Annotated in this window: 20 protein-coding genes, 1 tRNA gene and 1 riboswitch; of the genes, 10 read left to right on the top strand and 11 right to left on the bottom strand. The window is 63.8% G+C overall.

Translation table 11 applies throughout. From position 1 onward, the window contains the following. The 3 genes from F753_RS28970 to F753_RS49465 form a co-directional block, all read left to right on the top strand. The coding region (locus tag F753_RS28970; RefSeq protein WP_023444191.1) for a HopJ type III effector protein at nucleotides 1-281 on the top strand (281 nt) is incomplete at its 5' end. A gap of 236 nt (nucleotides 282-517) precedes the next feature. Then, nucleotides 518-1273 (top strand): sulfate transporter CysZ, encoded by a 756-nt coding sequence (gene cysZ, locus F753_RS28965; RefSeq protein WP_023444190.1) that lies wholly within the window; start codon nucleotides 518-520, stop codon nucleotides 1271-1273. Continuing rightward, nucleotides 1239-1349 (top strand) — tRNA-OTHER (locus F753_RS49465). The genes cysZ and F753_RS49465 overlap by 35 nt, the downstream gene beginning before the upstream one ends. Before the next feature lie 98 nt (nucleotides 1350-1447). Here the strand turns inward: F753_RS49465 and F753_RS28960 are convergent. From F753_RS28960 to F753_RS28945, 4 genes are all read right to left on the bottom strand, one after another. Beyond that, entirely contained in the window at nucleotides 1448-2557 is a 1110-nt protein-coding gene (locus F753_RS28960; protein WP_023444189.1) for an NADH:flavin oxidoreductase, read from the bottom strand. Then, nucleotides 2554-3213 (bottom strand): TetR/AcrR family transcriptional regulator, encoded by a 660-nt coding sequence (locus F753_RS28955; protein WP_023444188.1) that lies wholly within the window; start codon nucleotides 3211-3213, stop codon nucleotides 2554-2556. The genes F753_RS28960 and F753_RS28955 overlap by 4 nt, the downstream gene beginning before the upstream one ends. Nucleotides 3214-3354: 141 nt before the next feature. After that, nucleotides 3355-3837, bottom strand: coding sequence for a glutathione peroxidase (locus F753_RS28950; protein ID WP_003302715.1), 483 nt, complete (start codon nucleotides 3835-3837; stop codon nucleotides 3355-3357). 114 nt (nucleotides 3838-3951) lie between these two features. After that, on the bottom strand, nucleotides 3952-4437 hold the full coding sequence (locus F753_RS28945) for an FKBP-type peptidyl-prolyl cis-trans isomerase (protein ID WP_014821299.1): 486 nt from the start codon (nucleotides 4435-4437) through the stop codon (nucleotides 3952-3954). Between the two features lie 238 nt (nucleotides 4438-4675). Between F753_RS28945 and F753_RS28940 the strand changes: the two genes are divergently transcribed. The 3 genes from F753_RS28940 to F753_RS28930 all read left to right on the top strand — a co-directional run bounded on the left by F753_RS28940 (nucleotide 4676) and on the right by F753_RS28930 (nucleotide 9164). After that, nucleotides 4676-5863 (top strand): acetate kinase, encoded by a 1188-nt coding sequence (locus tag F753_RS28940; RefSeq protein ID WP_014821300.1) that lies wholly within the window; start codon nucleotides 4676-4678, stop codon nucleotides 5861-5863. A 164-nt stretch (nucleotides 5864-6027) separates the two neighbouring features. Next, nucleotides 6028-8124, top strand: a complete 2097-nt coding sequence (gene pta / locus F753_RS28935; RefSeq protein ID WP_023444186.1) for a phosphate acetyltransferase — start codon at nucleotides 6028-6030, stop codon at nucleotides 8122-8124. 131 nt (nucleotides 8125-8255) lie between these two features. Then, entirely contained in the window at nucleotides 8256-9164 is a 909-nt protein-coding gene (locus F753_RS28930) for an acyltransferase (RefSeq protein WP_023444185.1), read from the top strand. A 9-nt stretch (nucleotides 9165-9173) separates the two neighbouring features. Here the strand turns inward: F753_RS28930 and F753_RS28925 are convergent, their stop codons facing one another. The 6 genes from F753_RS28925 to F753_RS28900 form a co-directional block, all read right to left on the bottom strand. Continuing rightward, a complete protein-coding gene (locus F753_RS28925) occupies nucleotides 9174-11297 on the bottom strand; it encodes a putative bifunctional diguanylate cyclase/phosphodiesterase (protein ID WP_023444184.1) in 2124 nt (707 codons plus the stop codon). A gap of 126 nt (nucleotides 11298-11423) precedes the next feature. Then, nucleotides 11424-15140: a CHASE domain-containing protein gene (locus tag F753_RS28920; protein ID WP_023444183.1), complete on the bottom strand. Its 3717-nt coding sequence runs from the start codon at nucleotides 15138-15140 to the stop codon at nucleotides 11424-11426. A 148-nt stretch (nucleotides 15141-15288) separates the two neighbouring features. Next, on the bottom strand, nucleotides 15289-15942 hold the full coding sequence (locus tag F753_RS28915) for a YiaD family glycine zipper/OmpA-like lipoprotein (protein ID WP_003302724.1): 654 nt from the start codon (nucleotides 15940-15942) through the stop codon (nucleotides 15289-15291). Between the two features lie 138 nt (nucleotides 15943-16080). Further along, a complete protein-coding gene (locus F753_RS28910) occupies nucleotides 16081-16725 on the bottom strand; it encodes an MBL fold metallo-hydrolase (RefSeq protein ID WP_023444182.1) in 645 nt (214 codons plus the stop codon). A gap of 215 nt (nucleotides 16726-16940) precedes the next feature. After that, nucleotides 16941-18626 (bottom strand): fatty acid--CoA ligase, encoded by a 1686-nt coding sequence (locus F753_RS28905; RefSeq protein ID WP_023444181.1) that lies wholly within the window; start codon nucleotides 18624-18626, stop codon nucleotides 16941-16943. Nucleotides 18627-18731: 105 nt separating this feature from the next. Next, nucleotides 18732-19361 carry a LysE family translocator gene (locus F753_RS28900; protein ID WP_031297223.1) on the bottom strand — a complete coding sequence of 210 codons (630 nt, stop codon included), beginning with the start codon at nucleotides 19359-19361 and terminating at the stop codon, nucleotides 18732-18734. A 68-nt stretch (nucleotides 19362-19429) separates the two neighbouring features. Between F753_RS28900 and F753_RS28895 the strand changes: the two genes are divergently transcribed. The 4 genes from F753_RS28895 to F753_RS28880 all read left to right on the top strand — a co-directional run bounded on the left by F753_RS28895 (nucleotide 19430) and on the right by F753_RS28880 (nucleotide 22849). Beyond that, nucleotides 19430-20389 carry a 2-hydroxyacid dehydrogenase gene (locus tag F753_RS28895; protein ID WP_023444179.1) on the top strand — a complete coding sequence of 320 codons (960 nt, stop codon included), beginning with the start codon at nucleotides 19430-19432 and terminating at the stop codon, nucleotides 20387-20389. Between the two features lie 84 nt (nucleotides 20390-20473). Continuing rightward, nucleotides 20474-21472, top strand: a complete 999-nt coding sequence (locus tag F753_RS28890; RefSeq protein ID WP_023444178.1) for a methyltransferase — start codon at nucleotides 20474-20476, stop codon at nucleotides 21470-21472. Between the two features lie 54 nt (nucleotides 21473-21526). Continuing rightward, a riboswitch (yybP-ykoY riboswitch) is annotated at nucleotides 21527-21643 on the top strand. A gap of 90 nt (nucleotides 21644-21733) precedes the next feature. Then, on the top strand, nucleotides 21734-22321 hold the full coding sequence (locus F753_RS28885; protein WP_014821310.1) for a TMEM165/GDT1 family protein: 588 nt from the start codon (nucleotides 21734-21736) through the stop codon (nucleotides 22319-22321). Nucleotides 22322-22405: 84 nt separating this feature from the next. Beyond that, nucleotides 22406-22849, top strand: coding sequence for an ester cyclase (locus F753_RS28880; protein ID WP_023444177.1), 444 nt, complete (start codon nucleotides 22406-22408; stop codon nucleotides 22847-22849). Nucleotides 22850-22871: 22 nt separating this feature from the next. Here the strand turns inward: F753_RS28880 and F753_RS28875 are convergent, their stop codons facing one another. Next, nucleotides 22872-23690 carry a M48 family metallopeptidase gene (locus F753_RS28875; protein WP_014821312.1) on the bottom strand — a complete coding sequence of 273 codons (819 nt, stop codon included), beginning with the start codon at nucleotides 23688-23690 and terminating at the stop codon, nucleotides 22872-22874. Nucleotides 23691-23841 lie beyond the last annotated feature (151 nt).

The following is a 23841-nucleotide window of genomic DNA, read 5'->3' as shown; positions in this document are numbered from 1 at the left end:
AAACGCTTGCCTTCATCGGGGGCGCTTACGACTCCCAGCCGAGCCGCTTCGTCAACGGCACACTGGAGAACGCTGCCGGCGAGAACGAAGGTTCCTGCAAGACGCTGGGCCTCGCATTGCTTGAAGACTTCACGACGGAAGAAGCGCTGCTTGCGTTCGGCGAGCACTATCAGGCGGTCCTGGCCGACCCGAACGGCAGCGACCACCGCAACATTCGCGCGCTCATGGAAACCGGCCTGCCGGGCGTGCGTTTCGACACCCAACCGCTCAAGCGCAAGTAACGCGCATCCTTTCGACGGATCGAGCCGGCTATGCCGGCTCAATGGGAATAAAAAGGGTCATCCCAAGCACTTGGGGAAGGCTGAAGGAGCGGATGACCCGAAAAACGTTGAGCGCCACCTTAGCTATCCGCCAAGGCCGTGGATAATTCAGGTTCTGCATACACCCCATAGTCATCGACTATCCCGCTGCGCTACGCCCCTCTCGACGAAACCCTGCCCTTTTTCAGGAGACGCCAATGCCCGTATCCGCCCTCTCCGGCCCGCAATACCTTCGCGAAGGCCTGCGCCTGGTGCTCAGCCCGGGGCTGCGTCTGTTCGTGATCCTGCCGCTGACGGTGAACGTGCTGCTGTTCTTCGGCCTGATCTGGTTCGCGGTCGGCCAGTTCAGCGGCTGGGTCGACACCTTCATGCCCAACCTGCCGACCTGGCTCGCCTTTCTCGAATACATCCTCTGGCCGCTGTTCGTCGTGCTGGTGGTACTGATGGTGTTCTTCAGCTTCACCATGCTGGCCAACATCATCGCCGCACCGTTCAACGGCTTTCTGGCGGAAAAGGTCGAGGTAGTGGTGCGCGGCGAAGACGCAGCGCCGCCTTTCAGCTGGGCCGAGCTGCTGGCCATGCTGCCCCGCACGATTGGCCGCGAGCTGCGCAAGCTGGGCTATTTCGCACCGCGCGCGCTGGCGTTGCTGGTGCTTTCATTCATCCCCGTGCTGAACCTTGTTGCCGCGCCTTTATGGCTGCTGTTCGGCGTGTGGATGATGGCAGTGCAATACATCGACTACCCGGCGGACAACAACAAGCTGAGCTGGGCGGACATGATGGGCTGGTTGCGCCAGCGACGCTGGCAGAGCCTGAGCTTTGGTGCGGTGACTTATGCGGCGTTGCTGGTGCCGGTCCTGAACCTGCTGATCATGCCGGCGGCCGTCGCGGGAGCGACGCTGTTCTGGGTAAGGGAAGGCGGGCCGAATCGGCAGCTGGACCGACCTGCGTAGACGTCAGGCGTCGCACTCCGCGGTCGCGGTTCTAGCGCCGCAAAGTGTGAGAGTTCGAGTCTCTCCGTCCGCACCACGTCACATGCTGACAGCTCAGCGTGAAGGCCTGGCGAGATCGGATGCTGCCGGGTAAGGGGAAATCGGCAGCCAGATCACCCTGGCTGCCGCCCTCACTCACGCCAGCGTCTTCAACGCCTCACGACTGAACGGCAGAATCTCTTCCATCCGCCCTTCACGCACCTTAACCGCCCAATCCGGATCGCAGATCAGCGCACGCCCCACCGCCACCAGATCGAACTCCTGCTTGTTCAGACGCTCCAGCAATCCCTCGATGTTGGCCGGCTGCGCCACTTTGTCGGTCTTGACCATGAACTGCAGGAATTCGCCATCCAAGCCGACACTGCCGACGGTGATGGTCGGCTTGCCGGTCAGTTGGCGGGTCCAACCGGCCAGGTTGAGATCGGAGCCTTCGAACTCCGGTTCCCAGAAACGGCGCGTCGAGCAATGGAAGATATCCACGCCGGCCGCTGACAAGGGTGCCAGGAACTCGCCGAGCTCTTCGGGCGACTGCACCAGGCGCGCCGTGTAGTCCTGCTGCTTCCACTGCGAGAAGCGGAAGATGATCGGGAAAACAGGGCCAACCGCTGCACGTACGGCCTGCACCAGCTCGATAGCGAAGCGCGAGCGATTGGCCAGGCTGCCGCCGTACTCATCGGTGCGCTGATTGCTGCCTTCCCAGAAGAACTGGTCAATGAGGTAGCCGTGGGCACCGTGGATTTCCACGCCGTCCATGCCGATCGCCTGAGCATCGCGGGCAGCCTGAGCGAATGCTTCGATCACATCCTGGATGTCCTGCTTGGTCATGCCATGAACGACGACCTGGCCGTCCTTCTGCTTCTCCATCGGGCCGTAACCGACGACCTCCGGCTCCGGCTCGGTGCCCTTGCGGCGCACGTTGCCGACGTGCCAGAGCTGCGGGACGATCTTGCCGCCAGCGGCGTGCACTGCATCGACCACAGCCTTCCAGCCAGCCAGCGCATCTTCACCGTAGAAACGCGGCACATGGGGATAACCGTTCGCCGCGGCGTGGCCGACCGTGGTGCCCTCGGTGATGATCAGCCCGACCCCGGAGGCGGCACGACGGCGGTAGTACTCGACCACATCGGCAGTGGGTACGCCGTTAGGCGAGAACGAACGGGTCATCGGCGCCATGACCACACGGGTCGGCAAACGGAGAGCACCCAACTCAAAGGGCTGAAACAAGGCTTGTACGCTGGCGGTCATCGATCGACTCCTGTGGCATTGGTCAAGGCAGCCGGGCGCTCATGCCCCGGCGAAGTTATTGCAGCCGGCGCCAACAGGCGTTCGAGCTGCTGGAAAAACATCTGCAAAGGCGCAACGCTGCCGCTCACTTTCATGCGCAGCAGCGCACCTTCCCAGGCGTTGCTTATGAATTCCGCCAGCACTGCACAATCGCAATCGGCCGCGATCTCTCCAGCGTCACGCGCCTGTTCGAGGCAGGCCGTAAGCAACTCGACCGATTGCGTCAGTATCGCGCTGAGCCGTTTAGCGATGGCCGGGCACAGCTCGGCCATCTCGAAGCTGAGGCTGCCGATGAAGCAGTGATATTCGGGCTTTTCCTGGCGGGCGAAGTGCGCAACGAGATCGGCGTAGTAGTCGAGGATGCGCTGCCGGGGCGAGACTGCTGAGTTACTCAGCGCCGCCTGATAGCGCTCCAGCCGGGGCGCATAGATATAGTCCAGCGCCTGCAGGGCGAAGTCTTCCTTGCTGGCGAAGTAGTGATAGAACGAGCCCTTGGGAATACCGGCCGCCTGGACGATTTCCTGGACACCGGTGCCGTGATAGCCGCGGCGGGTCATCACCCGGGCACCCTTGGACAGGATCAGGTCGCGCTTGTCGTTGCGTGCTGGATTGGTCATGCAGCGAGAATATGACCGGTCGTCTCGCCGGCACAGCATCATCCATGACACTTATTCAGCGGCAACCATGGCAAGCATGGCCGGCATATCCAGTACTCAAGAAAGAGAACGCGACCGCGCGTACGGTCGCAGAACTGCAGATCAGGCCAGAGCGGTTTCGATCGCCTGGATCAGGGCGGGGTCGTCGGGCGTGGTGCGCGGTGAGAAACGGGCCAGCACACGGCCGTCCTTGCCCACCAGGAACTTCTCGAAGTTCCAGGTGATGTCCCCCGGAAAATCGGCCCCTTCGCCAGCCAGCAAACGATACAGCGGATGGCGCTGCGGACCGTTCACCTCAAGCTTGCCGCTCAGAGGAAAGCTCACACCATAGTTGAGTGTGCAGAACGAGCGGATTTCCTCATCGCTGCCCGGCTCCTGCGCAGCGAACTGATTGCATGGCACGCCCAGCACGCTGAAGCCGCGGGCAGCGTATTGCTGCTGCAGCCGCTCCAGGCCGGCGTACTGCGGGGTCAGCCCGCACTGCGAAGCGACGTTGACCACCAGCGTGATCCGATCGCCGAACTGCGCCAACGGCAGCTCCTCGCTGCCCAGGCCTGGCAACACCAATTGGTGGAATGCGCTCATCTCATCTCTCCTAACGAAAAAACGCCCCGGCAACGACCGGAGCGCTCTTCTTTTCGATCCGCACGGTAGCGGTTCCTGCCGCCGTGCCTGCGGACGCCTATGCGGCGACCCGGATCAGTGGTGGTGGCCACCTTCGCCGTGGACGTGGCCGTGGGCAACTTCTTCTTCGCTGGCGTCACGCACGCTGACGACCTTGACGTCGAAGTTCAGGCGCTGGCCGGCCAGCGGGTGGTTGCCGTCGACGATCACGTCGTCGCCTTCCACGTCACGAATGGTGACGATCTGCATGCCGCCGTCCGGACCGGAAGCGTGGAACTGCATGCCAACTTCCAGCTCGTCGACGCCTTCGAACATGGCGCGATTGAGGGTAGCGACCAGCTCCGCGCTGTACTCGCCGTAAGCGTCCTGCGGCTCGATGGCGACCTGGATCTGGTCACCGCCCTGCTTGCCCTCGAGGGCCTTCTCCAGGCCCGGAATGATGTTGCCTGCGCCGTGCAGGTAGACCAGCGGCGCGCCGCCGGCCGAGCTGTCGATCACCTCACCGGCGTCGTTGGTGAGTGTGTAGTCGATGGAGACAGCCTTGTTAGCGGCAATCAGCATGGGGCAGAACCTTTGCTTTAGAGAATGGATGTCGAAGTTTAACCATCCACCGCGCCGATTGCGAACCGACCTTGGATGAACGGGCCAATGCCGTTCGTCGCCCTCGCCCCGCATGTAGTGCCATTGAACATGGGACTACAACCTTTGGATGGCATCGCTTTCATGGCCGATGTGCAAGAATCGGCGGAAAGTATCTTTGGCACCCATATCAATAACATTAGAGAACCAAGGAGCACCGATGTCGGCTCGTAACATCCTGGTGATTAACTGTGGCAGCTCGTCGATCAAGTTCGCCCTGGTCAACGAAGCGCAAGCGACCTTCCCGCTACAAGGCCTGGCCGAATGCATCGGCAGCCCGGAAGCCGTCATCCACTTCGAGAGCGCAGCCGGCAAGGAAAGCGTCAAGGTGCCGAATGCCGATCATCAGGCTGCTCTGGCCCAGATCCTGCCGCGCGTGGAAGACGCCGCTGGCGGCCATCTGGATGGCATCGGCCACCGCGTAGTACACGGCGGCGAAAAGTTCTTTGCCTCCTCGCTGCTCACCGATGAAACCCTGGCCGGCATCGAAGCCAACATTCAGCTGGCGCCGCTGCACAACCCGGCCAACTTGAGCGGCATCCACGCCGCCATCAATCTGTTCCCCGAGCTGCCGCAGGTTGGCGTGTTCGACACCGCTTTCCACCAGACCATGCCCGAGCATGCTTACCGCTATGCCGTGCCGGATGTGCTGTACAAGGATCATGGTGTACGCCGCTACGGCTTCCATGGCACCAGCCACCGCTACGTCAGCAAGCGCGCCGCCGAACTGGCCGGCGTACCGGTCGAGAACAGCAGCTGGCTGGTCGCTCACCTTGGCAACGGCTGCTCCACCTGCGCGGTAGTCAACGGTGAAAGCCGCGACACCAGCATGGGCCTGACGCCGCTCGAAGGCCTGGTGATGGGCACCCGCAGCGGTGACGTCGATCCGAGCCTGCACAACTTCCTGAGCAAGACGCTGGGCTGGGACCTGGCCAAGATCGACAACATGCTCAACAAGGAAAGCGGCCTGAAGGGCCTCTCCGGCCTGTCCAACGACATGCGCACCCTGGCCGATGCCCGCAACGCCGGTCATCCAGGCGCGGTGCTGGCCTTCGAAGTATTCTGCTACCGCCTGGCCAAGTCGCTGGCCGCCATGTCCTGCGCCCTGCCGCAGCTGGACGGCCTGGTGTTCACCGGTGGTATCGGCGAGAACTCCTCGGCAGTGCGCGAGCGGACACTGGAACACCTCAAGCTGTTCGGCTTCAAGCTCGACGCCGAAGCCAACGCCCGCTGCACCCGCGGCGTTGCCGGCGAAATCCAGGCTGAAGGCAGCCCGCGCGTCATGGTCGTCCCGACCAACGAGGAGCGCCAGATTGCCCTCGATACGCTGGCGCTGCTGGACGCCTGAGCGCAGTAGGCATGTAGCGATTCCGAGACCCGACAGCCCCTGGCGGTCGGGTCTTTGCACATCAGCGCCGCGGCAATCCGGCAGTTTCCGTCCCGTGGCAACTGCCCTAGCCTTGCCGGCGCCCAGCACCGTTACCCCGAGCACCCTGCCCTCAAGGAGATGCCATGCACACAATCTTTCTAGCCCCTACCGGTTTCGGCGGCGGCCTCAATTCCATCAGCCTCGGCCTGATTCGCGCCCTGGAAAACGCCGGGCTGAAGGTCGGTTTCTTCAAGCCGATCGCCCAGCCCTTTCCGGTCGATCAGGGCCGTGAGCGCTCCTGCATTCTGGTCGAGCGCACCCTTAACCTGACCTCGCCCGAGCCGCTGCCGCTGGAGCAGGTAGAGCGTCAGCTCGCCGATGGCGAGATCGACCTGCTGCTCGAAGATGTCATCAGCCGCTACCAGGAAGTCGCTGCCGGCAAGGACGTGGTCATCGTCGAAGGCATGGTGCCCACCCGCGAGTCCAACTACACCCAGCGCATCAACACCCAGCTGGCCAAGAGCCTGGACGCCGAGGTTATCCTGATCGGCGCCCAAGGCAGCGACAGCCTCAAGCGCCTGGCCGAACGCATCGAGATCCAGGCGCAGCTGTACGGCGGCGCGAAGGACCCCAAGGTGCTTGGTGTCATCCTCAACAAGGTCAAGACCGAAGAAGGCCTGCCGGCTTTCGTCGACAGCCTCAAGCAGCACCTGCCGCTGCTGGGCAGCGCCGACTTCCAGCTGCTGGGCGCGATCCCCTTCTCCGAAGAGCTCAACGCACTGCGCACCCGAGACATCGCCGAGCTGCTCGGCGCTCAGGTACTGAACGCCGGTGAAGCCGACCAGCGTCGCGTCAACAAGATCGTGCTGTGCGCGCGCGCCGTTCCGAACACCGTACAGCTGCTGCGGTCCGGCGTGCTGGTAGTGACGCCAGGCGACCGCGACGACATCATCCTGGCCGCCAGCCTGGCCTCGCTCAACGGCGAAAAACTCGCCGGCCTATTGCTGTGCAGCGACTTCGCGCCGGACCCGCGCATCCTCGAGCTGTGCAAGGCCGCACTGGACGGCGGCCTGCCGGTGATGACCGTGGAAACCAACTCCTACGACACGGCGAACAACCTGTTCGGCCTGAACAAGGAAACCCCGTCGGACGACATCGAACGTGCCACACGGGTCACCGATTTCATCGCCAAGCACCTGCACCCCGAGTTCCTGCACACCCGCTACAGCGTGCCGCGTGGCGAGCTGCGCATGTCGCCGGCAGCCTTCCGCTACCAGCTGGTCAAGCGCGCGCAGGATGCCAACAAGCGCATCGTGCTGCCCGAAGGCAACGAGCCACGCACCATCCGCGCCGCCGCCATCTGCCAGGAGCGTGGCATCGCCCGCTGCGTGCTGCTGGCCAAGCCGGAAGAAGTCCAGCAGGTTGCTCGCGAGCAAGGCATCACCCTGCCCGCCAGCCTGGAGATTCTCGATCCGGACAACATCGCCAACCGCTACGTCGAGCCGATGTGCGAAATGCGCAAGGCCAAGGGCCTGACCCCGGACGATGCCCGCGAGCAGCTGAAGGACACCGTGGTCCTCGGCACCATGATGCTGGCGCTGGACGAAGTGGACGGCCTTGTTTCCGGCGCAGTGCACACCACCGCCAATACCATCCGCCCAGCCCTGCAGCTGATCAAGACCGCACCGGGCTACAGCCTGGTGTCCTCGGTGTTCTTCATGCTGCTGCCGGATCAGGTTCTGGTCTACGGCGATTGCGCGGTCAACCCGAATCCGAGCGCCACCGAGCTGGCGGAGATCGCCCTGCAGAGCGCCGAGTCCGCCGTGGCCCTGGGCGTCAACCCGCGCGTCGCGATGATCAGCTATTCCACCGGCAGCTCCGGCAGCGGTGCAGAAGTCGAGAAGGTCGCCGAAGCCACTCGCATCGCCCAGGGTCGTGCGCCCGAACTACCGATCGACGGCCCGCTGCAGTACGACGCCGCCTCCGTGCTCAGCGTCGGCAAGCAGAAGGCCCCTAACAGCAAGGTCGCCGGCCAGGCCACGGTGTTCATCTTCCCCGATCTGAACACCGGCAACACCACCTACAAGGCGGTTCAGCGCAACGCCAACTGCCTCAGCGTCGGCCCGATGCTGCAAGGCCTGGCCAAGCCGGTCAACGACCTGTCCCGCGGCGCCCTGGTGGATGACATCGTCTTCACCATCGCCCTGACCGCTCTGCAGGCTGCCAACCAGAAGGCCTGACGGCCGCTTCCGACTGGAGCCGCCTCGCCCTCCGGCAGGCGGCGCCAGTGCTTCACCCCTCTCGATAGTTGCAGTTCAGCGCGTAATCGCTACTCTTGGCGCCTCGAATCAGCCGTATCGACAAGAACTTCATGCTGAGCTTTCTCCCCGCGCCACTCCGCGGCACGCTCGCCGCCCTGCTGCTTGCGCTCAATACCCTGTTCTGGTGCTGGCCGCTGTTTGCGCTCTCGCTGCTCAAGCTGCTGTTTCCAATCCCTGCGATACAACGCAGCCTGCGCTTCGGCATGCACTGGATCGCCGAGTCATGGATCGCGATGAACAGCTTCTGGATGAATCTGGTTCGCCCGATCCGCTGGGACGTGCAGGGTCTGGATCAGGTTGACATGCATCACTCCTACCTGGTCACCAGCAACCACCAGAGCTGGGCGGACATCCTCGTGCTGCAGTACCAGCTCAACCGGCGCATGCCTTTCCTCAAGTTCTTTCTCAAGCAGGAGCTGATCTGGGTCCCAGTGATCGGCCTGTGCTGGTGGGCGCTGGAGTTTCCCTTCATGAAGCGCTTCAGCAAGGAGTATCTGGCCAAGTACCCGGAGAAGCGTGGCGAGGACCTGGCGACCACACGCAAAGCCTGCGAGCGCTATCGGACCAATCCGGTGTCGGTGTTCAACTTCCTCGAAGGCACACGCTTCACCGAGGACAAGCACACCGAACAAGCCTCACCCTATCGCTATCTGCTCAAGCCAAGGGCTGGCGGCATCGCCTTCGTCATCGACGCCATGGGCGAGCAACTGACGGCGCTGATCAACATCACCATCCATTACCCCGACGGTCGCCCGAGTTTCTGGGACCTTCTCGCCGGCAACATTCATCAGGTCGTCGTACGCCTCCAGGCGCAGCCGATTCCCGCCGAGTTTCTCCGCCACAACTACGACCAGGACGAGTCGTACCGACTGGCGTTCCAGCAGTGGGTCAACGGGCTCTGGAGTGAAAAGGATCTGCAACTGGAGCAGCTGCACCAGCAGTTTCCGGTGCAGCCCTGACCGGCTCGCTCAGAGCGCGTCCCAGGCGACCTGAGTGGGAAAGGCCCGTGCCTGCTCGGCGCTCAAGGCCGGAGAGACGAGAAAGCCCTGCATGACGTCGCAGCCGTTCTCCACCAGCCAGTCACGCTGCGCCAGGATTTCCACGCCCTCGGCCACCACCTCCAGGTTGAGGTTGCGGCCCAGATCAATGATGGTGCTTACCACCGCCGCATCGCGGGGGGAATCCAGCATGTTGGCGATGAAAAGTCGGTCGATCTTCAGTGTATCCAGCTCGAAGTGCCGCAGATAAGCCAGCGATGAATAACCGGTGCCGAAATCGTCGATGGCCACGCGCACGCCGAGCTTGCGCAATTGCCGTAGTTTTTCGCAGCTCTGCTCGAGATCCTGCATCAGCGTGCCTTCGGTGACCTCCAGCTCGAGTTGCGCAGGGTGGAGCTGATATTCATCCAGCAGACGGCGAAGCGAATCGAACAGCCCAGCCCGGCTGAACTGCACCGGGCTGACGTTCAGGCTGAGAATCAGATCGCTGCCGAATGACGGCAGCCACTGGCAGTACTGGTTCATGCCTTCGCGCAGCACCCAGTCGCCGACGCGCTCGATCAGTCGGGTTTCTTCCAGCAGCGGGATGAAGTTGCCCGGCTGGTTTTCCTCTGCATCACCCTGGGGCCAGCGCAATAAACCCTCGAACCCCCTCAGCTTGCCGGTCGCCAGCATGATCTGCGGCTGGTACAGCAGCTCGAAGTCGTTGCGCTCGGTGGCGCTGCGCAGGTTCTCCTCCATCATCAGCCGCGCATGCGCACGCTCGTTCATGTCGCTGGAGAAGAAGCGATACTGTCGGCGCCCGGCACGTTTGGCCTCGTACATCGCCATGTCCGCCGAGCGCAGCAGCTGATCGACGCTGACCCCGCAGTCGGGGAAATGGGCGATGCCGATGCTGGCGCCAAGAGTCACCTCGGTGCCATCGATCTTGTGTCGTACCGAAATCAGCTCGATCAGCTTCTCCGCCACCCGTGCGGCATCCTCCGGGTGATCCAGCGAATCCAGCAACGCGGTGAATTCGTCACCGCCCATGCGCGCGATGATGTCGTAGGGACGCATGCAGGTCTCCAGCAGGCGCGCCACCTTGCACAGAATTTCGTCGCCGGCATCGTGGCCGAGCGAATCGTTGATGCGCTTGAAGCCGTCCAGATCGATATAAAGGATCGCCATGCGTTTGCCGTTGCGATCGACCCGCGCCAGCGACGATTCCAGCGCCTGATGGAAGCCGCGCCGGTTCAGCAGCCCGGTCAGCGAGTCGGTGACCGCCTGGGTCTCCAGCTGAACGTGAAGGTTGCGCACCACCGACATGTCCAACGCGATGACCACCATGGAGCGCTGCTGGCGCGGCAGCGGCGAGCTGGACAACGCGACGGGCAACGGCGTACCGGTGGCGGTGTGCAGCTGCGCCTCGTGCAGACGATAGGTCGAGCCGCTGCGCCAGTAACGGTAGAAGTCCGACTCCTGCCAGTTGGCCGGCATCTCCGGCGCCGCCAGATGCGAGAGCAGCGGCGTGCCCTGCAGGTCCTCGACGCGGGTGTGCAGCATGCCGGCGATCGCCGGATTGGCGAAGCTGATATAGCCGTCCTCGGCGACCACCAGAATGCCCTCGGCCGCGTTGCTCAGGACCGAGGCATTGAATGCACGGGCGCTGTCCAATTGCTGTGTGAGCAGTTGCAGATCACGGCGGTTGTGTTCGTGGGCCAGCAAGGTGTTGATCTTGTGCTTGAGCACCTGTGGATCGAACGGCTTGAGGATGAAGTCCACCGCGCCGGTGGCGTAACCGCGCAGCACGGAGTCGCGGGTATGCGCGATGGCCGAAACGAAGATGATCGGCGTGTAGCGGGTATGCGGGCTGCCACGCATCAGCCGGGCGACTTCGAAGCCATCCATGCCGGGCATCTGCACGTCCAGCAACACCAGCTCGACGTCCAGCTCCAGCAATGCCCGCAGCGCAGCCTCGCCGGAGTTGACCGTGTGCACCTGCCAGTCACCATCGCCCAGCAACGCTTCCATGGCCACCAGATTCGCTTCCCGGTCGTCCACCACCAGCAGCGTACGACTGCGTGGCTTGGCCTTGAGCTGCGTCTGCGTCATCGCCAACCTCCGAGCAATCCGTTGCCAAACTGCCGACAACAATCGTCCCACGGGGCATTCGCGCACCAGGTGTCATATCGTTCGATCAACGCATCACCACAGGCATGTTCAACACGCACGACTTGCTTACTCCTCTTCAGCCTCGGCCGCACCGCTCTCCAGACCCAGCCATTGCTGCAACAGCGCCGCCAGCGCCGTGGCCTCGACGGGTTTGAGCAGAACGTCGTCGGCACCAGCCGCCATGCAACGCTCGCGCTCACCCCCACCGGTCGTTGTCACCAGCGCAACGATGGGGGCCTGACAGTCATGCGCCTGCTTAAGCCGCTGCGCCAAATCAGGACCTTCCGCCCCAGGCTGGCTCATGTCCAGCAGTACCAGATCGAAGGCATCCTCATCGAAACGCTCGACCGCTTCGTCGGCACTTGTGGCCGGGACCACCAGCAGCCCGAGCTCATCGAGCTGGGCGGTCAGCGAATAGATCAGCCGTACATCCTCATCCACCAGCAGCACGCGCCGGCCCGACGCCGCCACCTGCAGCGAAGCCGCGGCGCTTGGCGACGACACCGTTGGCCCTCGGCGAACCAGTTCTCCCATACGTTTCACATCATCCTCCTTGGACAGTGCTGAAGCCGAATAACGGCGCAAGTGTTGCAGGTCTGTATCCGACAGCTTTTCACGACTGTTCACCAACACCGTGACGCCGCGAAGCGAACGCAGGCGCTCCAGCGCATCCAGCAGATCCAGCCCGCTGCCGTCTGCCAGTTCCTGCTCGACCACCACCACAGTGAAATTCTGTTCGGCATACGCCAGCCGGGCCGCTTCGGCGCCCCCTGCCAGCGTGACGCTATAGCCGAGCCGCTCGAAGTACACACGGATCAGTTCGCGGCGACGAGGATCGGTCTCCACCAGCAGCAGGCGCAGCGAATTCTGTTCGTGGCGCGCCAGTTCGATGAAGATGCGCTCGAGTTCGGCCTGCGCTACCGGCTTGACCAGATAGCGCGAACCATCGTCATGCCAGTCGTGAGGCTGCGGCACGCAGGAAATGATCAGCACCGGCATGCCCTGATGACGCTCGTCGCCACGCAATTCCCGGTGCACCTGCCAACCACTGATGTCCGGCAGCAGAATGTCAAGGATCACTGCGGCAAAGTGCTCGCGCCGCAGGGCTTCCAGCCCCTGCTGACCGGTGCTGCAGATCAGACTGGTAAAGCCGTGGCTCTGCCCGACCTCCGCCACTACCGATGCGAAATCGGCATCGTCCTCGATGATCAACAGCCCCGGACCACGCCCACGGCGCTGCGGTTGGCGCGGCAACAGCGCCTGCGCTGATGCGCCGGACGTCGACTCCACCGGCAATCGCACAGTGAAGGTGGCGCCGTTGCCGAGTTCGCTATCAACCGTGACGTGCCCCCCGAGCACCTCCACCAACTGGCGAGTGATCGCCAGGCCCAGACCGGTGCCACCGTAGTGACGGCTGATCGAACCATCGATCTGCTGGAACGCCTGGAAGATCCGCTCCTGCTGGTCCTCGGCGATGCCGATGCCACTGTCACGTACCTGCAGCTGCAGGATTTGTCCGTCAGCGTCCTCCGGCGGGTAGCTCGCCAGCAACTCCACCTGCCCCTGCTCGGTGAACTTCAAGGCGTTGGTCAACAGGTTGCGCAGAATCTGCTGCAGCCGGGCCCGGTCGGAATTCAGCGCAGGCGGTACGTCGGCGTCGACCACCACCTTCAGCGCCAAGCCCTTCTGCTCGGCCATCGGCGTCAGCGAGGTTTCCAGTTCGGTCAGCAACTCACGCAGGTTCAGCGGCTCCAGCTTGAGTTGCATATGGCCGGACTCGATCTTGGCGAGATCCAGCACATCGTTGATCAACTGCAGAAGCTCATGACCGGCGCGATGAATGATGTCGGCATGCCGGACCTGCTTGTCGTTGAGGTTGCCCGAGCCGTTCTGACGCAGCTGATCGCTGAGGATGAGAATGCTGTTGAGCGGCGTGCGCAGCTCGTGGGACATATTGGCGAGAAACTCGGATTTGTAGCGATTGGCTACTGCCAGCTGGTCGGCCTGCTCGCGCAAGCGACGCTCGGCCGCCTTGCGGTGACTGATATCGATGATCACCGCCTGCACCAGCTGCTCGTCGCCACTGCGCAAGGGCGACAGGCCGATTTCCACAGGCAACGCGCTGCCGTCGCGGTGGAGGCCGAACAGCTCGCGGTTGCCGCCCATGCGACGTGGTTCCGGATTCTCGGCATAACCCTGGCGCAGACCGCGATGCGCTTCGCGCAAGGCTTCGGGCAACAGCAGTTCCACGGGCTGCCCGACCAGCTCCTGGCGCTCATAGCCGAACAGCAGCTCGGTCTGGCGATTGACCATGACGATGTCGCCGCGGGTATCCACCAGCACAAAGGCATTGGGCGAGGCCTCGACGACATTACGGAAGCGCTCCTCGTCGCGCTTGCGCGCCTGCAGATCGAGCAGATTCAGGACGTAATACAAGACATCGTCATGTCTGAAGCTGGTCAGGCTGACGGCAACCGGGATCGCCTTGCCGTCCTCGCGCTGCGCCTGCAGTTCGAGCTGACTGGTTTCGCGCAGTTGCCCGAGCACCTGCTCGCCGAGCACGCCGGGCACGTAACGACTCACACGCTCGCCGGCCAGCAGCTCCGTCGAGCTGCCGAACAGCTGCCCGGCGCTCTGGTTGGCCAGTTCGATGCGCCCACCGGCGTTGCATAGCAGGGTCGCCACGGGCAATTGTTCGATCAGCTGACGGAAGCGCGCCTCGCGCTCCTGCAATTGCAGGCTCAATACCTGACTGTTGCGCAGCGCACGTTCGCGCAGATACAAATAGCCGCCCACCAGCAACGAGAACAATGCCGCCGCCATAAGCGCCGCGGCGAGGCTGAAGGCCCGATTGTTGTCACGCAGCACCGCCTCGTATTCCGGCGTGCTGGCCACCTGCAGCTGCCAGCTGCGGCCGTACATGTAAATATTCCGAATGCGCTGGAACTTGGCGTCGGCGCTGACCGGCGCACGTCCGGTGAGCAGTGGCGACTCCGGATTGGCGGCATCGAACAGCTGCAGTTGCAGCATTCGGCTGCGCGAGCCGAGTATGCCTTCCATCAGGTCGGTCAGACGGAACGCGCCGTGCAGGGTGCCGACAAAGGCGCGCTGACGCTCCTCCTCGGTGGTGACCGGCGCCGTCGCCGCATAGATCGGAAAGAACAACAGAACACCCACCTGGACGTTCTGCTCGGTTTCCTGCTTGAGGCGCAACGGCCCCGTGAGCACCGGATTGCCACTGTTGCGCGTACTGATGATCGCCTCGCGGCGGGTCGCCTCACTGAACAGATCGAAACCGAGCACCCGCCGATTGCGCCAGTCGGTCGGATGGATGTAGTCGGTCACCACGTACTCTTCGCGGTCGCCCGGCGGATACATGCGAAAGCGCTCGCGGCCGGAGGCGCGGATCTGGTCGATCAGGCTGGTGAGGGTTTCCGGCGTCGCATGCCGCGCCAGCGCGACAGCCTGGATGCCCGGATAGAAGTCCTGCAGCTGCAGCTGGTCCACGGCCCGCGCCCAGTCATCGATGCGGACCTCGTCGCTGCCGGCAACGACGCCAGCAAGCCCGCGCAAGACCATCTCGTAGGCGCGCATCCGCTCGCGTAGCGTGTGTTCGATGTCATCCACAGCGAAGGTGAAGCGCTGCTCCTGCTCGACCTTGCTGCGCTGTTCCTGGACATGCCACTGCCAGCCGATCCATCCACCCAGGCCCGCCATCAGGGCCAGAGCGACCAATAATGGCAACCAGGACCTGCGGGAATGGAGAGCGGTACGATCATCCATTCGACCTCCTCTGTGCCACAACTGGCGTGCTATCGAATGTCAGATACGAATAGCGCAGAGAGGTTCAATGGAAGCAGAGATAAACGGAATTATGGCGTCTGAATTTCGACGCCCGCGAGGCCGTTGCAGCCCCGCGGCCTATGAATGCTTACAACGGACGCAGGTTGATCTCGACGCGGCGGTTCTGCGCGCGACCGGCAGCTGTATCGTTGCTGGCGATCGGCTGGCTGGGGCCGGCACCGTAGGAAGAAATCCGCGAAGCGGCCACACCATTGCCGACCAGGTAGGAAGCAACACTCTGGGCGCGGCGGTTGGACAGGTCCTGATTCAGCTGCAGGGAGCCGGTGCTGTCGGTGTGGCCGACGATATCGACGCCGTTCTTGTTGAACTCCTTGAACACCTGCACCAGGGAATTCAGGGTCGGGTAGAAGCTGCTGGAGATATCCGCCGAGTTGCTGGCGAAGGTGATGTTGCCGGGCATGATCAGCGTCAGGTTGTCACCATTGCGCTGAACCTGAACACCGGTGCCCTGCAGCGTCTGGCGCAGCTTGGCCTCCTGGGTGTCGACGTAGTAGCCATAGCCACCGGCAGCCGCACCACCGACCGCTGCACCGATCAACGCGCCCTTGGTGCGATCCTTCTTGCTCGAGGTCGCCGCACCGATTACGGCGCCACTGACTGCGCCGATACCACCGTAAACGCCGGCCTTGCCGGCTTGCTGCTCGCCAGTGTAGGGATTGGTGGTGCATCCCACCAGCAGAGCGACGCTCGCTGCGAGGGCGGTCATGTTCAGCATTTTCATAGTTACTTCCTTCTCTCGTCGGTTACCAGGGCAGTCCCCAGCCCTTGCGAGCGCGGCCCTGAATGCGGCGCTAGAGTACCATCGGTCACCGCCAGGGATAGGAACCGTGCAGCAGAACCCGGCCAACGGCACCCCGGGTCAGGCCCGGACGAAAGGATTCTCGCGCATTTCGTCCCCCAGCCGCGTATCCGGGCCGTGGCCGGTCACCACGGTCGCGTCTTCATCCAGCGAGTAGAGCCGCTGCTTGATGGAGCGCTCGATGGTGGCGTAGTCACCACCCCACAGATCGGTGCGCCCGATGCCGCGGCGGAACAGGGTGTCGCCCGCGATCAGCAATTTGGCGTCGGCGAACCAGAAGCTCATGGATCCCGGCGTATGCCCCGGCGTGTGCAATGCCACGCCACAGCCACAGGCCAGCTCCTCATCGTCGCTCAGCCACTGATCGGGCGCTGGCACCGGACGGTAAGGCACGCCGAACATGCGGCACTGCATCTCCAGGTTGTCCCAGAGCACCTGATCGGCCTTGTGCAGATGGAGCGTGGCGCCGGTCTTCTCCTTCATCGAGCCGGATGCGAGGAAGTGGTCCAGGTGCGCATGGGTATGGATGATGCTCACCACCTTCAGGCCATGGGCGTCGAGTCGCGCCATGATCAGTTCAGGATCGCCACCCGGATCGACCACGATGGCTTTCTTGCTGACAGGATCGCCAATGATCGTGCAGTTGCACTGCAAAGGCCCGACGGGGAAGGTTTCGCGAATCAGCATCTGTTGGGTGGCAGCCATGACGTCCTCGGGTGCTTGGCAATCTCTCGCTGCGCGGGCGCGCAGGGAGCGCAGCTTGCCGAGTGGGCAGGCTTCAGGCAACTGCCGGGATCGACATCGATGAATGCCCGCCGCGATGGTTCAGGCCGATCGCGACGGTGATCACCCGGTATCAGGGCGCCCGGCAAATCCGTGGACGGCCCCTACCGAGCGTTGAGCCGATACGCGACCTCGGTTCAGCTGAGCGAGGTCTGCTCGGCGCTCCCCTCTTTCTGCCAACGCGCGATTTCGCTGCGGATGCGCTTCTTGTCCAGCTTGCCGACGCTGGTCTTGGGAATCTCGCTGACCACCGCGATCTGCTGCGGGATCGCCCACTTGTTGATGTGCCCCTCGGCCACCGCCGGCTCAAGGAAGGCCTGCAACTCGGCAGCGCTCAGTTCGCGGCCTTCGCCCAGCACCACCAGGGCAAAGGGTCGCTCACCCCAGCGCTCGTCCGGCACACCAACCACGGCGACATCGCGCACCGCCTCATGACGGCTGATCAGCCCCTCAAGGGTGAGGGAGGACAGCCATTCGCCACCGGTCTTGATCACGTCCTTGATGCGGTCGCGAATCTCGATATTGGCCATCTCGTCGATGACCGCGACGTCGCCGGTGTGCAGCCAGCCATCAGCCCACAGCTCTTCGCTCTTCTCCGGCTCGTTGTAATAGCCCTGGGTCAGCCAGGGTGCACGCAGCACCAGCTCGCCCTGGGAGCTTCCATCCGCCGGCAGGAAGCTGCCGTCCGCCGCCTGAATCGCCGCATCGACCAGCACCACCGGGACGCCGGCCTTGAGGTGGAAGGTACTGCGGGTGTCTTCGTCGGCCTTGAGCAGCTCGTCGTTGATGTGCGCGCCGGAAATCAGCGGGCAGGTCTCGGACATGCCGTAGGCAGCGATCAGGTTCATGCCACGGGCCTTGGCCTGGTCATACAGGCCGCGGGTCAGCGCACTGCCGCCAATGGTGATCTTCCAGCCCTTGAAATCGGTGCCCTGTGCCGCCTTGGCGTTGAGCAGCATCTGCACGATGGTCGGCACGCAATGGGAGAAAGTCACCTGCTCACGGCGCCACAGGTCGATCAGGTACTCGGGATCGTAGCGCCCGGGATAGACCTGCTTGAGGCCGAGCATGGTGGCGACGTAGGGCAAACCCCAGGCATGCACATGGAACATCGGCGTGATCGGCATGTAGACGTCGTCCGAGCCCATCAGCCGAGGATTCTCCCGGCAACCGACGGTCACTGCCGCAGCCAGGGTGTGCAGCACCAGCTGACGATGGGTGAAGTAGACGCCCTTGGGGTTGCCGGTGGTGCCGGTGGTGTAGAAGGTCGTGGCGACCGAGTCCTCGTCGAAATCGGGAAAGTCGTAGCTCGGCTCGGCGGCAGCCAGCAGGCTTTCGTACTCGCCGACGCAATCCGGCAGGCCGGCGTCGTGTACGTCGCCATCGGTGAGCAGCAGCGTCTTCTGCACGGTGGTCAGCTGCCCGGCAATCGCCTGGTACAGCGGCACGAACTCGCTGTTGACCAGCACGAAGCGGTCATCGGCGTGGTTCATGGTGTAGAGGATCTGGTCCGGCGAGAGGCGCACGTTGATGGTATGCACCACGGCGCCGATCATCGGGATGGCGAACATGCATTCCAGATAGCGGTGGCTGTCCCAGTCCATCACCGCCACGGTGTCACCTGCCTTGACGCCAGCTGCAGTCAGCACGTTGGCCAACCGCGCGACACGTTGATTCAGGGTGCGGTAGTCGTAACGCAGCTGGTCACGGTAGACGATCTCGCGGGTGCGCTCGTAGCGCACGCCGGACAACAGCAGGCGCTTGATCAGCAGCGGGTACTGGTAAGCGTTCGCCGCGGGCTTGATGACACGGGTCTGCAGCATGGGGGCATCCTGTTCTTGTTGGAGTTGTAAACAGCACTCTAGAGCGTCCGCCCCCAGGCAAAATCAGTCCAAAGGATTATTTTCCGCGCACCTCGTTTCCGCGTGTTAACCGATCTCGCTTACCGCCAGGCGTACACCAAGGCCGATCAGCACGGCGCCGGTCAGCCTGTCAAACCAGTGGCCCATTCGCGCAAACCCAGCACGCACGCGGCCTCGGCTGAACAGCCAGGCCACCAGCAGAAACCACAGCGCGGTGGCACCGGCGAGGTAGACGCCGTAACCGGCCTGCACCCACAGTGGCGTATCGGCGCTGATCACGACCGTGAATAGCGAGAGGAAGAACAGCGTGGCCTTGGGATTCAGGCCATTGGTGACGAAGCCGACGACGAACGCCTGCCAGGGTGACCGATCCGACGTGGTGTCGACCTCGTCTGCCGTATCCAGGCTCATGGGTCGTGCACGCAGCGCGCGCCAGCCGAGATAGAGCAGATAGCCTGCAGCCAGCCACTTGAAGAGGTTGAACAGCACAATCGACTGCGAGACGATCAGGCCGATACCGAGCAGGGAATAGGCGACGTGGACGAATATCCCGCAGCCGACGCCCAGCGCCGTCCAGCTTCCGACACGGCGTCCCTGGGTCACGCTTTCGCGGACCACCACCGCGAAATCCGGTCCCGGGCTGGCCACCGCGAGCAGATGCACCAGCGCCACGGTCATAAATTCCATCCAGTACACAATCCAGTCTCCACGCAATGCCGGGCTTCATTGTCGATCAGCCCCGGCTTCTTCGAAAGGTACAGTTGATGTCCAGTCGCGCCGTTTTCCTCGATCTTTCCCCACTCGAACAAGGCGACCTCGATCTGACCCCGCTGCAGGACGCGTTCAGCGAACTCGTGTGTCATGAGCAAAGCACAGCGGATCAGATTGTCGAGCGTCTGCGCGGCGCGCAGGTGGCCATCGTCAACAAGGTCGCGCTGAGTGCAGACACCCTGGCGGCCTGCCCCGATCTCAAGCTGATCCTGGTCTCTGCCACCGGAGTCAACAACATCGACCTGCAGGCCGCTGGCGAGCGCGGCATCGTGGTCTGCAACTGCCAGGCCTACGGCACCCCGACCGTGGCCCAGCACACCCTGATGTTGCTGCTGGCACTGGCCACGCGCCTGCCCGACTACCAGGCGGCCGTCGCCCGCGGCCGCTGGCAGGAAAGCGGTCAGTTCTGCCTGCTGGACTTTCCCATCGTCGAGCTGGAAGGCAAGACCCTCGGCCTGCTCGGCCACGGCGAACTCGGCAGCGCGGTGTCGCGACTGGCCGAGGCGTTCGGTATGCGCGTGCTGGTCGGCAACCTGCCGGGACGGCCGAAGCGCCCGGAACGCCTGGATCTGGACGAACTGCTGCCGCAGGTGGACGCATTGACGCTGCACTGCCCGCTGACAGAGCAGACGCGCAATCTGATCGGTGCGCGCGAACTGCAACTGATGAAGCCGAGCGCGTTCCTGATCAACGCCGCCCGTGGTGGTCTGGTCGATGAACAGGCATTGGCCGATGCCCTGCGCCGCGGTCACCTGGGTGGTGCCGCCACCGACGTTCTGACCAGCGAGCCGCCGAGCGACGACAACCCGCTGCTGGACCCGAGCCTGCCCCGCTTGATCATCACCCCACACAGCGCCTGGGGCAGCCGCGAGGCGCGCCAGCGCATCGTCGGCCAGCTCGCCGAGAATGCAACGGCCTTCTTTGCCGGCGCGCCGATTCGGCAGGTGAACTGAGCACCGGCCCAGGGGCTGGGCGTCCCGGCTTGCGAGAAAACGCCGATAGCCCCTAAGCTCCCCGACTTTTTCCGGGAGACGCCAATGGACCCTCGAAGCGAAGTGCTGCTGCGTCAGGCCGAGCTGTTTCAAGGCCGGCTGCTGCTGGCCGGGCCGCCCGCCGACGACCTGCTGGGTCAGCTTCCCGCCGCGGTTGGCTGGAGCTGGCATGCAGGCGAGCAGCAATTGCTGGACCGGCGCTTCGGCGGGCGTTGCAGCTTTGGCGTCGCACCGGTACCGGGCGAGTTCGACGCCGCCGTACTGTTCCTGCCGAAATCCCGCGAGCTCACCGACTATCTGCTGCAAACGCTGGCGGCGCGCCTCAACGGACGGCCGCTGTATCTGGTCGGCGAGAAACGTGCCGGCGTCGAGCGCGCCGCCAGGCAACTGGCCGGGTTCGGCCGCGCGCGCAAGCTCGACAGCGCCCGCCACTGCCAGCTCTGGCAGGTAATGGTCGAGCAGGTACCTGCTGCTCCCGAACTGGACGCCCTGGCGCACCATTTCACCCTCGAGCTGACGGACGGCCCGTTGCAGGTCATCAGCCTGCCCGGCGTGTTCAGCCATGGTCGCCTGGATGTCGGCAGCGCCCTGCTGCTCGAGCATCTCGATGACCTCCCAAGTGGGCGCGTGCTCGACTTCGGCTGTGGGGCCGGCATTCTCGGCGCCACGCTCAAGCGTCGCTATCCGCAAAGCAATCTGCTGCTGCTGGATGTGGACGCCTTCGCCATCGAGAGCAGCCGCAGGACGCTCGCCGCGAACGGGCTCGAAGCTGAAGTGATTGCTGAGGATGGCATCGACGCCGCGCCACGACACCTGGCGGCGATCGTCAGTAACCCGCCGTTCCACCAGGGCGTGCACACCAGCTACCGGGCCAGCGAGGCGCTGATCGAGCGCGCCGCCGAGCACCTGGTCAGCGGTGGCGAGCTGCGCCTGGTAGCCAACGCGTTCCTCAGGTATCCCCCCCTGGTCGAGCAGCATCTTGGCCCCTGTCACACGCTTGCAGAGCGCGACGGCTTCCGTATCTACCGCGCCGTGCACCCCTGACGCCCGCGACCGGCGGTTGCACCGACCGGCCGGTTGCGGCAAACTCGCCGCCGTCCTTGGGGGAGTAGTCTCCGACGAGCGCCCTGCTCGTCCGGCATGCGTCAACATACTTGGTCCGCAGACCATGGCGCATGCGACCGGCCAGCGCGTAACGATACGCCAGGCCAGGTTTGACAAGACCCATGACATGTACACCTGACCCGGGCGGGCAGGCTGCGCATGTCATGGTGAATCTGTCGACCCGCCCTAAAGGAATGCCGCTTGGAATCGTTTTTCGTCCCCACCCTGATCGTTGCGCTCGCCGAAATCGGCGACAAGACGCAGTTGCTCGCGCTGCTGCTGGCGGCGCGTTATCGACGACCGTGGCCGATAATCTGGGGCATCGTCGTCGCCACACTGGCCAACCATGCCGCCGCCGGCGCGGTCGGCAGCTGGGTATCGAGCCTGCTTTCGCCGGTGGCGCTGAGCTGGATACTGGCGGCAAGCTTCGCCGCGGTAGCGCTGTGGACGCTGGTGCCGGACAAACTGGATGACGACGATGCCAAGCTGGGCCGCGCCTACGGCCCCTTCGTCGCGACAACGATCGCCTTCTTCATTGCCGAGATGGGCGACAAGACCCAGGTCGCGACGGTGATGCTCGCCGCACAGTATCCGGAATTCATCCTGGTCATCCTCGGCACCACGGTCGGCATGCTGCTGGCCAACGTTCCGGTGGTGCTGATCAGCCACTTCGCCGCCGACCGCCTGCCGTTGACGCTGATCCGCCGGGTCGCCGCGGCCGGCTTTGCCGCACTCGCGCTGTACGCCGGCTATCAGGCGCTGTCCATGAGCACGATTGTCTCAGGCTGATACCCAGCGCAAATCTGCGCCACCGGGGAGCTGATAGAGTGCGCTACCGCAGCGCACATCAGCGCCCCGAGGAGATCAGGCTGCATGTCAGCGGATGGACGCAAGAAACGAGTCTGCAACCATATCGATCTGAGCTGGAACAAGGGCCGCCTGGCCCTTTCCGAACAGATGCAGAGCAAGTATTTCGCCTACAAGGGCTCATTCATCGGCCAGCCGCTGAACAGCGCAGGTTTCGCCGAGCTCGTGCGCAATGTGCGTACAGCCATGCCGGATCTGGAAGTGGTGGTGGATGAGTGCATCTGCGAGGGCCACAAGGTGGTCACCTCAAGCACTGTGATGGGAACGCTGGCGACGCCGCTGTTCGGCTACTCGGTCGCCGACAAGATTCTCGCGATCGCCGTGATGAGCGTCTGGACGCTGAACCCGGCTGGCGATATCGAGGAAATCCACACGCTCATCGACCTCGAAGGCGTGCATCAGCAACTGGGTATCGAGACACCCCTTTCGACGCTGCTGTCGCCGGCCTGAACGGCCGGCGACAGGTCATCGCTCAACGGCCGCTGCGGGCCTGTTCGTAGAGCGGCATCACTTTCGGAATATTCGTCTTCAACGCCGCGGTGCGGGTGGTGGACGACGGGTGCGTGCTCATGAACTCGGGCGGCGCCGAACCACCGGCCGAAGCCATCTTCTCCCACAGCGTGATCGCCGCATTCGGGTTGTAGCCCGCGCGCGCCGCGAGCTCCAGGCCGATCAGATCCGCTTCGTTCTCGTTGCCGCGGCTGTTGGGCAGCGTCATCAGATATTCCACACCCATGTTCGCCAGCTGCAGGCCGCCGGTGCCGACGCCCATGGCCGACCCCAGCTGCGTCGCCATCTGCACGCCATAGGCCTTGGACATGGCTTCGCGACCGTGCTCGCGCAATGCGTGGGCGATCTCGTGGCCCATCACGGCCGCGATCTCGTCGTCGGTGAGCTTCAGCTTCTCGATCAGGCCGGTGTAGAAGATGATCTTGCCGCCCGGGCCGCAGTTGGCGTTAAGCTCCGGGCTGTCGATGACGTTGACCTCCCAGTTCCATTGCGCGGCATCGGGGCGGAACACCGGCACCTTGGCGATCAGCCGCTGGGCAATACCGTTGACCCGCTTGGTGATTGCGCTGTTTTTCTCCAGCACACCCTTGCTTGACGCCGCACTGAGCGTCTCTTGATAAGACTGGGCGTACATCTGGTTGACCTGCTCGGTCGACAGCATGCTGAACATGTACTGCTTGCGGTCGACGCCTACGGCGCCGCCGCTGGTGGTGTTGACGGCCTGACAGCCCGCCAGCACGGCAGCGGCGACCAACAGCGACAATCTGTGCGGCTTGAACATCGAGTCTCTCCGGAAAACCTGCGCCGTATCCTAGGGTCTGTTCCCGTTTCGTCGCAAGCCACGTTGCTGCGCCAAATGGCGCCATGGCCGGGCGGCGCGGCCGCGTACGAAACGGGAACAGACCCTATCGCGGACCCACCTGTCAGGCAAC

The organism is Stutzerimonas chloritidismutans AW-1, assembly GCF_000495915.1.
GTDB classification, from domain to species: domain Bacteria; phylum Pseudomonadota; class Gammaproteobacteria; order Pseudomonadales; family Pseudomonadaceae; genus Stutzerimonas; species Stutzerimonas chloritidismutans.
Note: the sequence above shows the minus strand (reverse complement) of the source record. Positions and strands in the feature narration are given on the sequence as shown.

Excerpts from the sequence above, each read along its gene's own strand:
- cysZ (WP_023444190.1), top strand. The coding sequence starts at position 518 with ATGCCCGTATCCGCCCTCTCCGGCCCGCAATACCTTCGCGAAGGCCTG.
- F753_RS28960 (WP_023444189.1), bottom strand. The coding sequence starts at position 2,557 with ATGACCGCCAGCGTACAAGCCTTGTTTCAGCCCTTTGAGTTGGGTGCT.
- F753_RS28955 (WP_023444188.1), bottom strand. The coding sequence starts at position 3,213 with ATGACCAATCCAGCACGCAACGACAAGCGCGACCTGATCCTGTCCAAG.
- F753_RS28950 (WP_003302715.1), bottom strand. The coding sequence starts at position 3,837 with ATGAGCGCATTCCACCAATTGGTGTTGCCAGGCCTGGGCAGCGAGGAG.
- F753_RS28945 (WP_014821299.1), bottom strand. The coding sequence starts at position 4,437 with ATGCTGATTGCCGCTAACAAGGCTGTCTCCATCGACTACACACTCACC.
- F753_RS28940 (WP_014821300.1), top strand. The coding sequence starts at position 4,676 with ATGTCGGCTCGTAACATCCTGGTGATTAACTGTGGCAGCTCGTCGATC.
- pta (WP_023444186.1), top strand. The coding sequence starts at position 6,028 with ATGCACACAATCTTTCTAGCCCCTACCGGTTTCGGCGGCGGCCTCAAT.
- F753_RS28930 (WP_023444185.1), top strand. The coding sequence starts at position 8,256 with ATGCTGAGCTTTCTCCCCGCGCCACTCCGCGGCACGCTCGCCGCCCTG.
- F753_RS28925 (WP_023444184.1), bottom strand. The coding sequence starts at position 11,297 with ATGACGCAGACGCAGCTCAAGGCCAAGCCACGCAGTCGTACGCTGCTG.
- F753_RS28920 (WP_023444183.1), bottom strand. The coding sequence starts at position 15,140 with ATGGATGATCGTACCGCTCTCCATTCCCGCAGGTCCTGGTTGCCATTA.
- F753_RS28915 (WP_003302724.1), bottom strand. The coding sequence starts at position 15,942 with ATGAAAATGCTGAACATGACCGCCCTCGCAGCGAGCGTCGCTCTGCTG.
- F753_RS28910 (WP_023444182.1), bottom strand. The coding sequence starts at position 16,725 with ATGGCTGCCACCCAACAGATGCTGATTCGCGAAACCTTCCCCGTCGGG.
- F753_RS28905 (WP_023444181.1), bottom strand. The coding sequence starts at position 18,626 with ATGCTGCAGACCCGTGTCATCAAGCCCGCGGCGAACGCTTACCAGTAC.
- F753_RS28895 (WP_023444179.1), top strand. The coding sequence starts at position 19,430 with ATGTCCAGTCGCGCCGTTTTCCTCGATCTTTCCCCACTCGAACAAGGC.
- F753_RS28890 (WP_023444178.1), top strand. The coding sequence starts at position 20,474 with ATGGACCCTCGAAGCGAAGTGCTGCTGCGTCAGGCCGAGCTGTTTCAA.
- F753_RS28880 (WP_023444177.1), top strand. The coding sequence starts at position 22,406 with ATGTCAGCGGATGGACGCAAGAAACGAGTCTGCAACCATATCGATCTG.
- F753_RS28875 (WP_014821312.1), bottom strand. The coding sequence starts at position 23,690 with ATGTTCAAGCCGCACAGATTGTCGCTGTTGGTCGCCGCTGCCGTGCTG.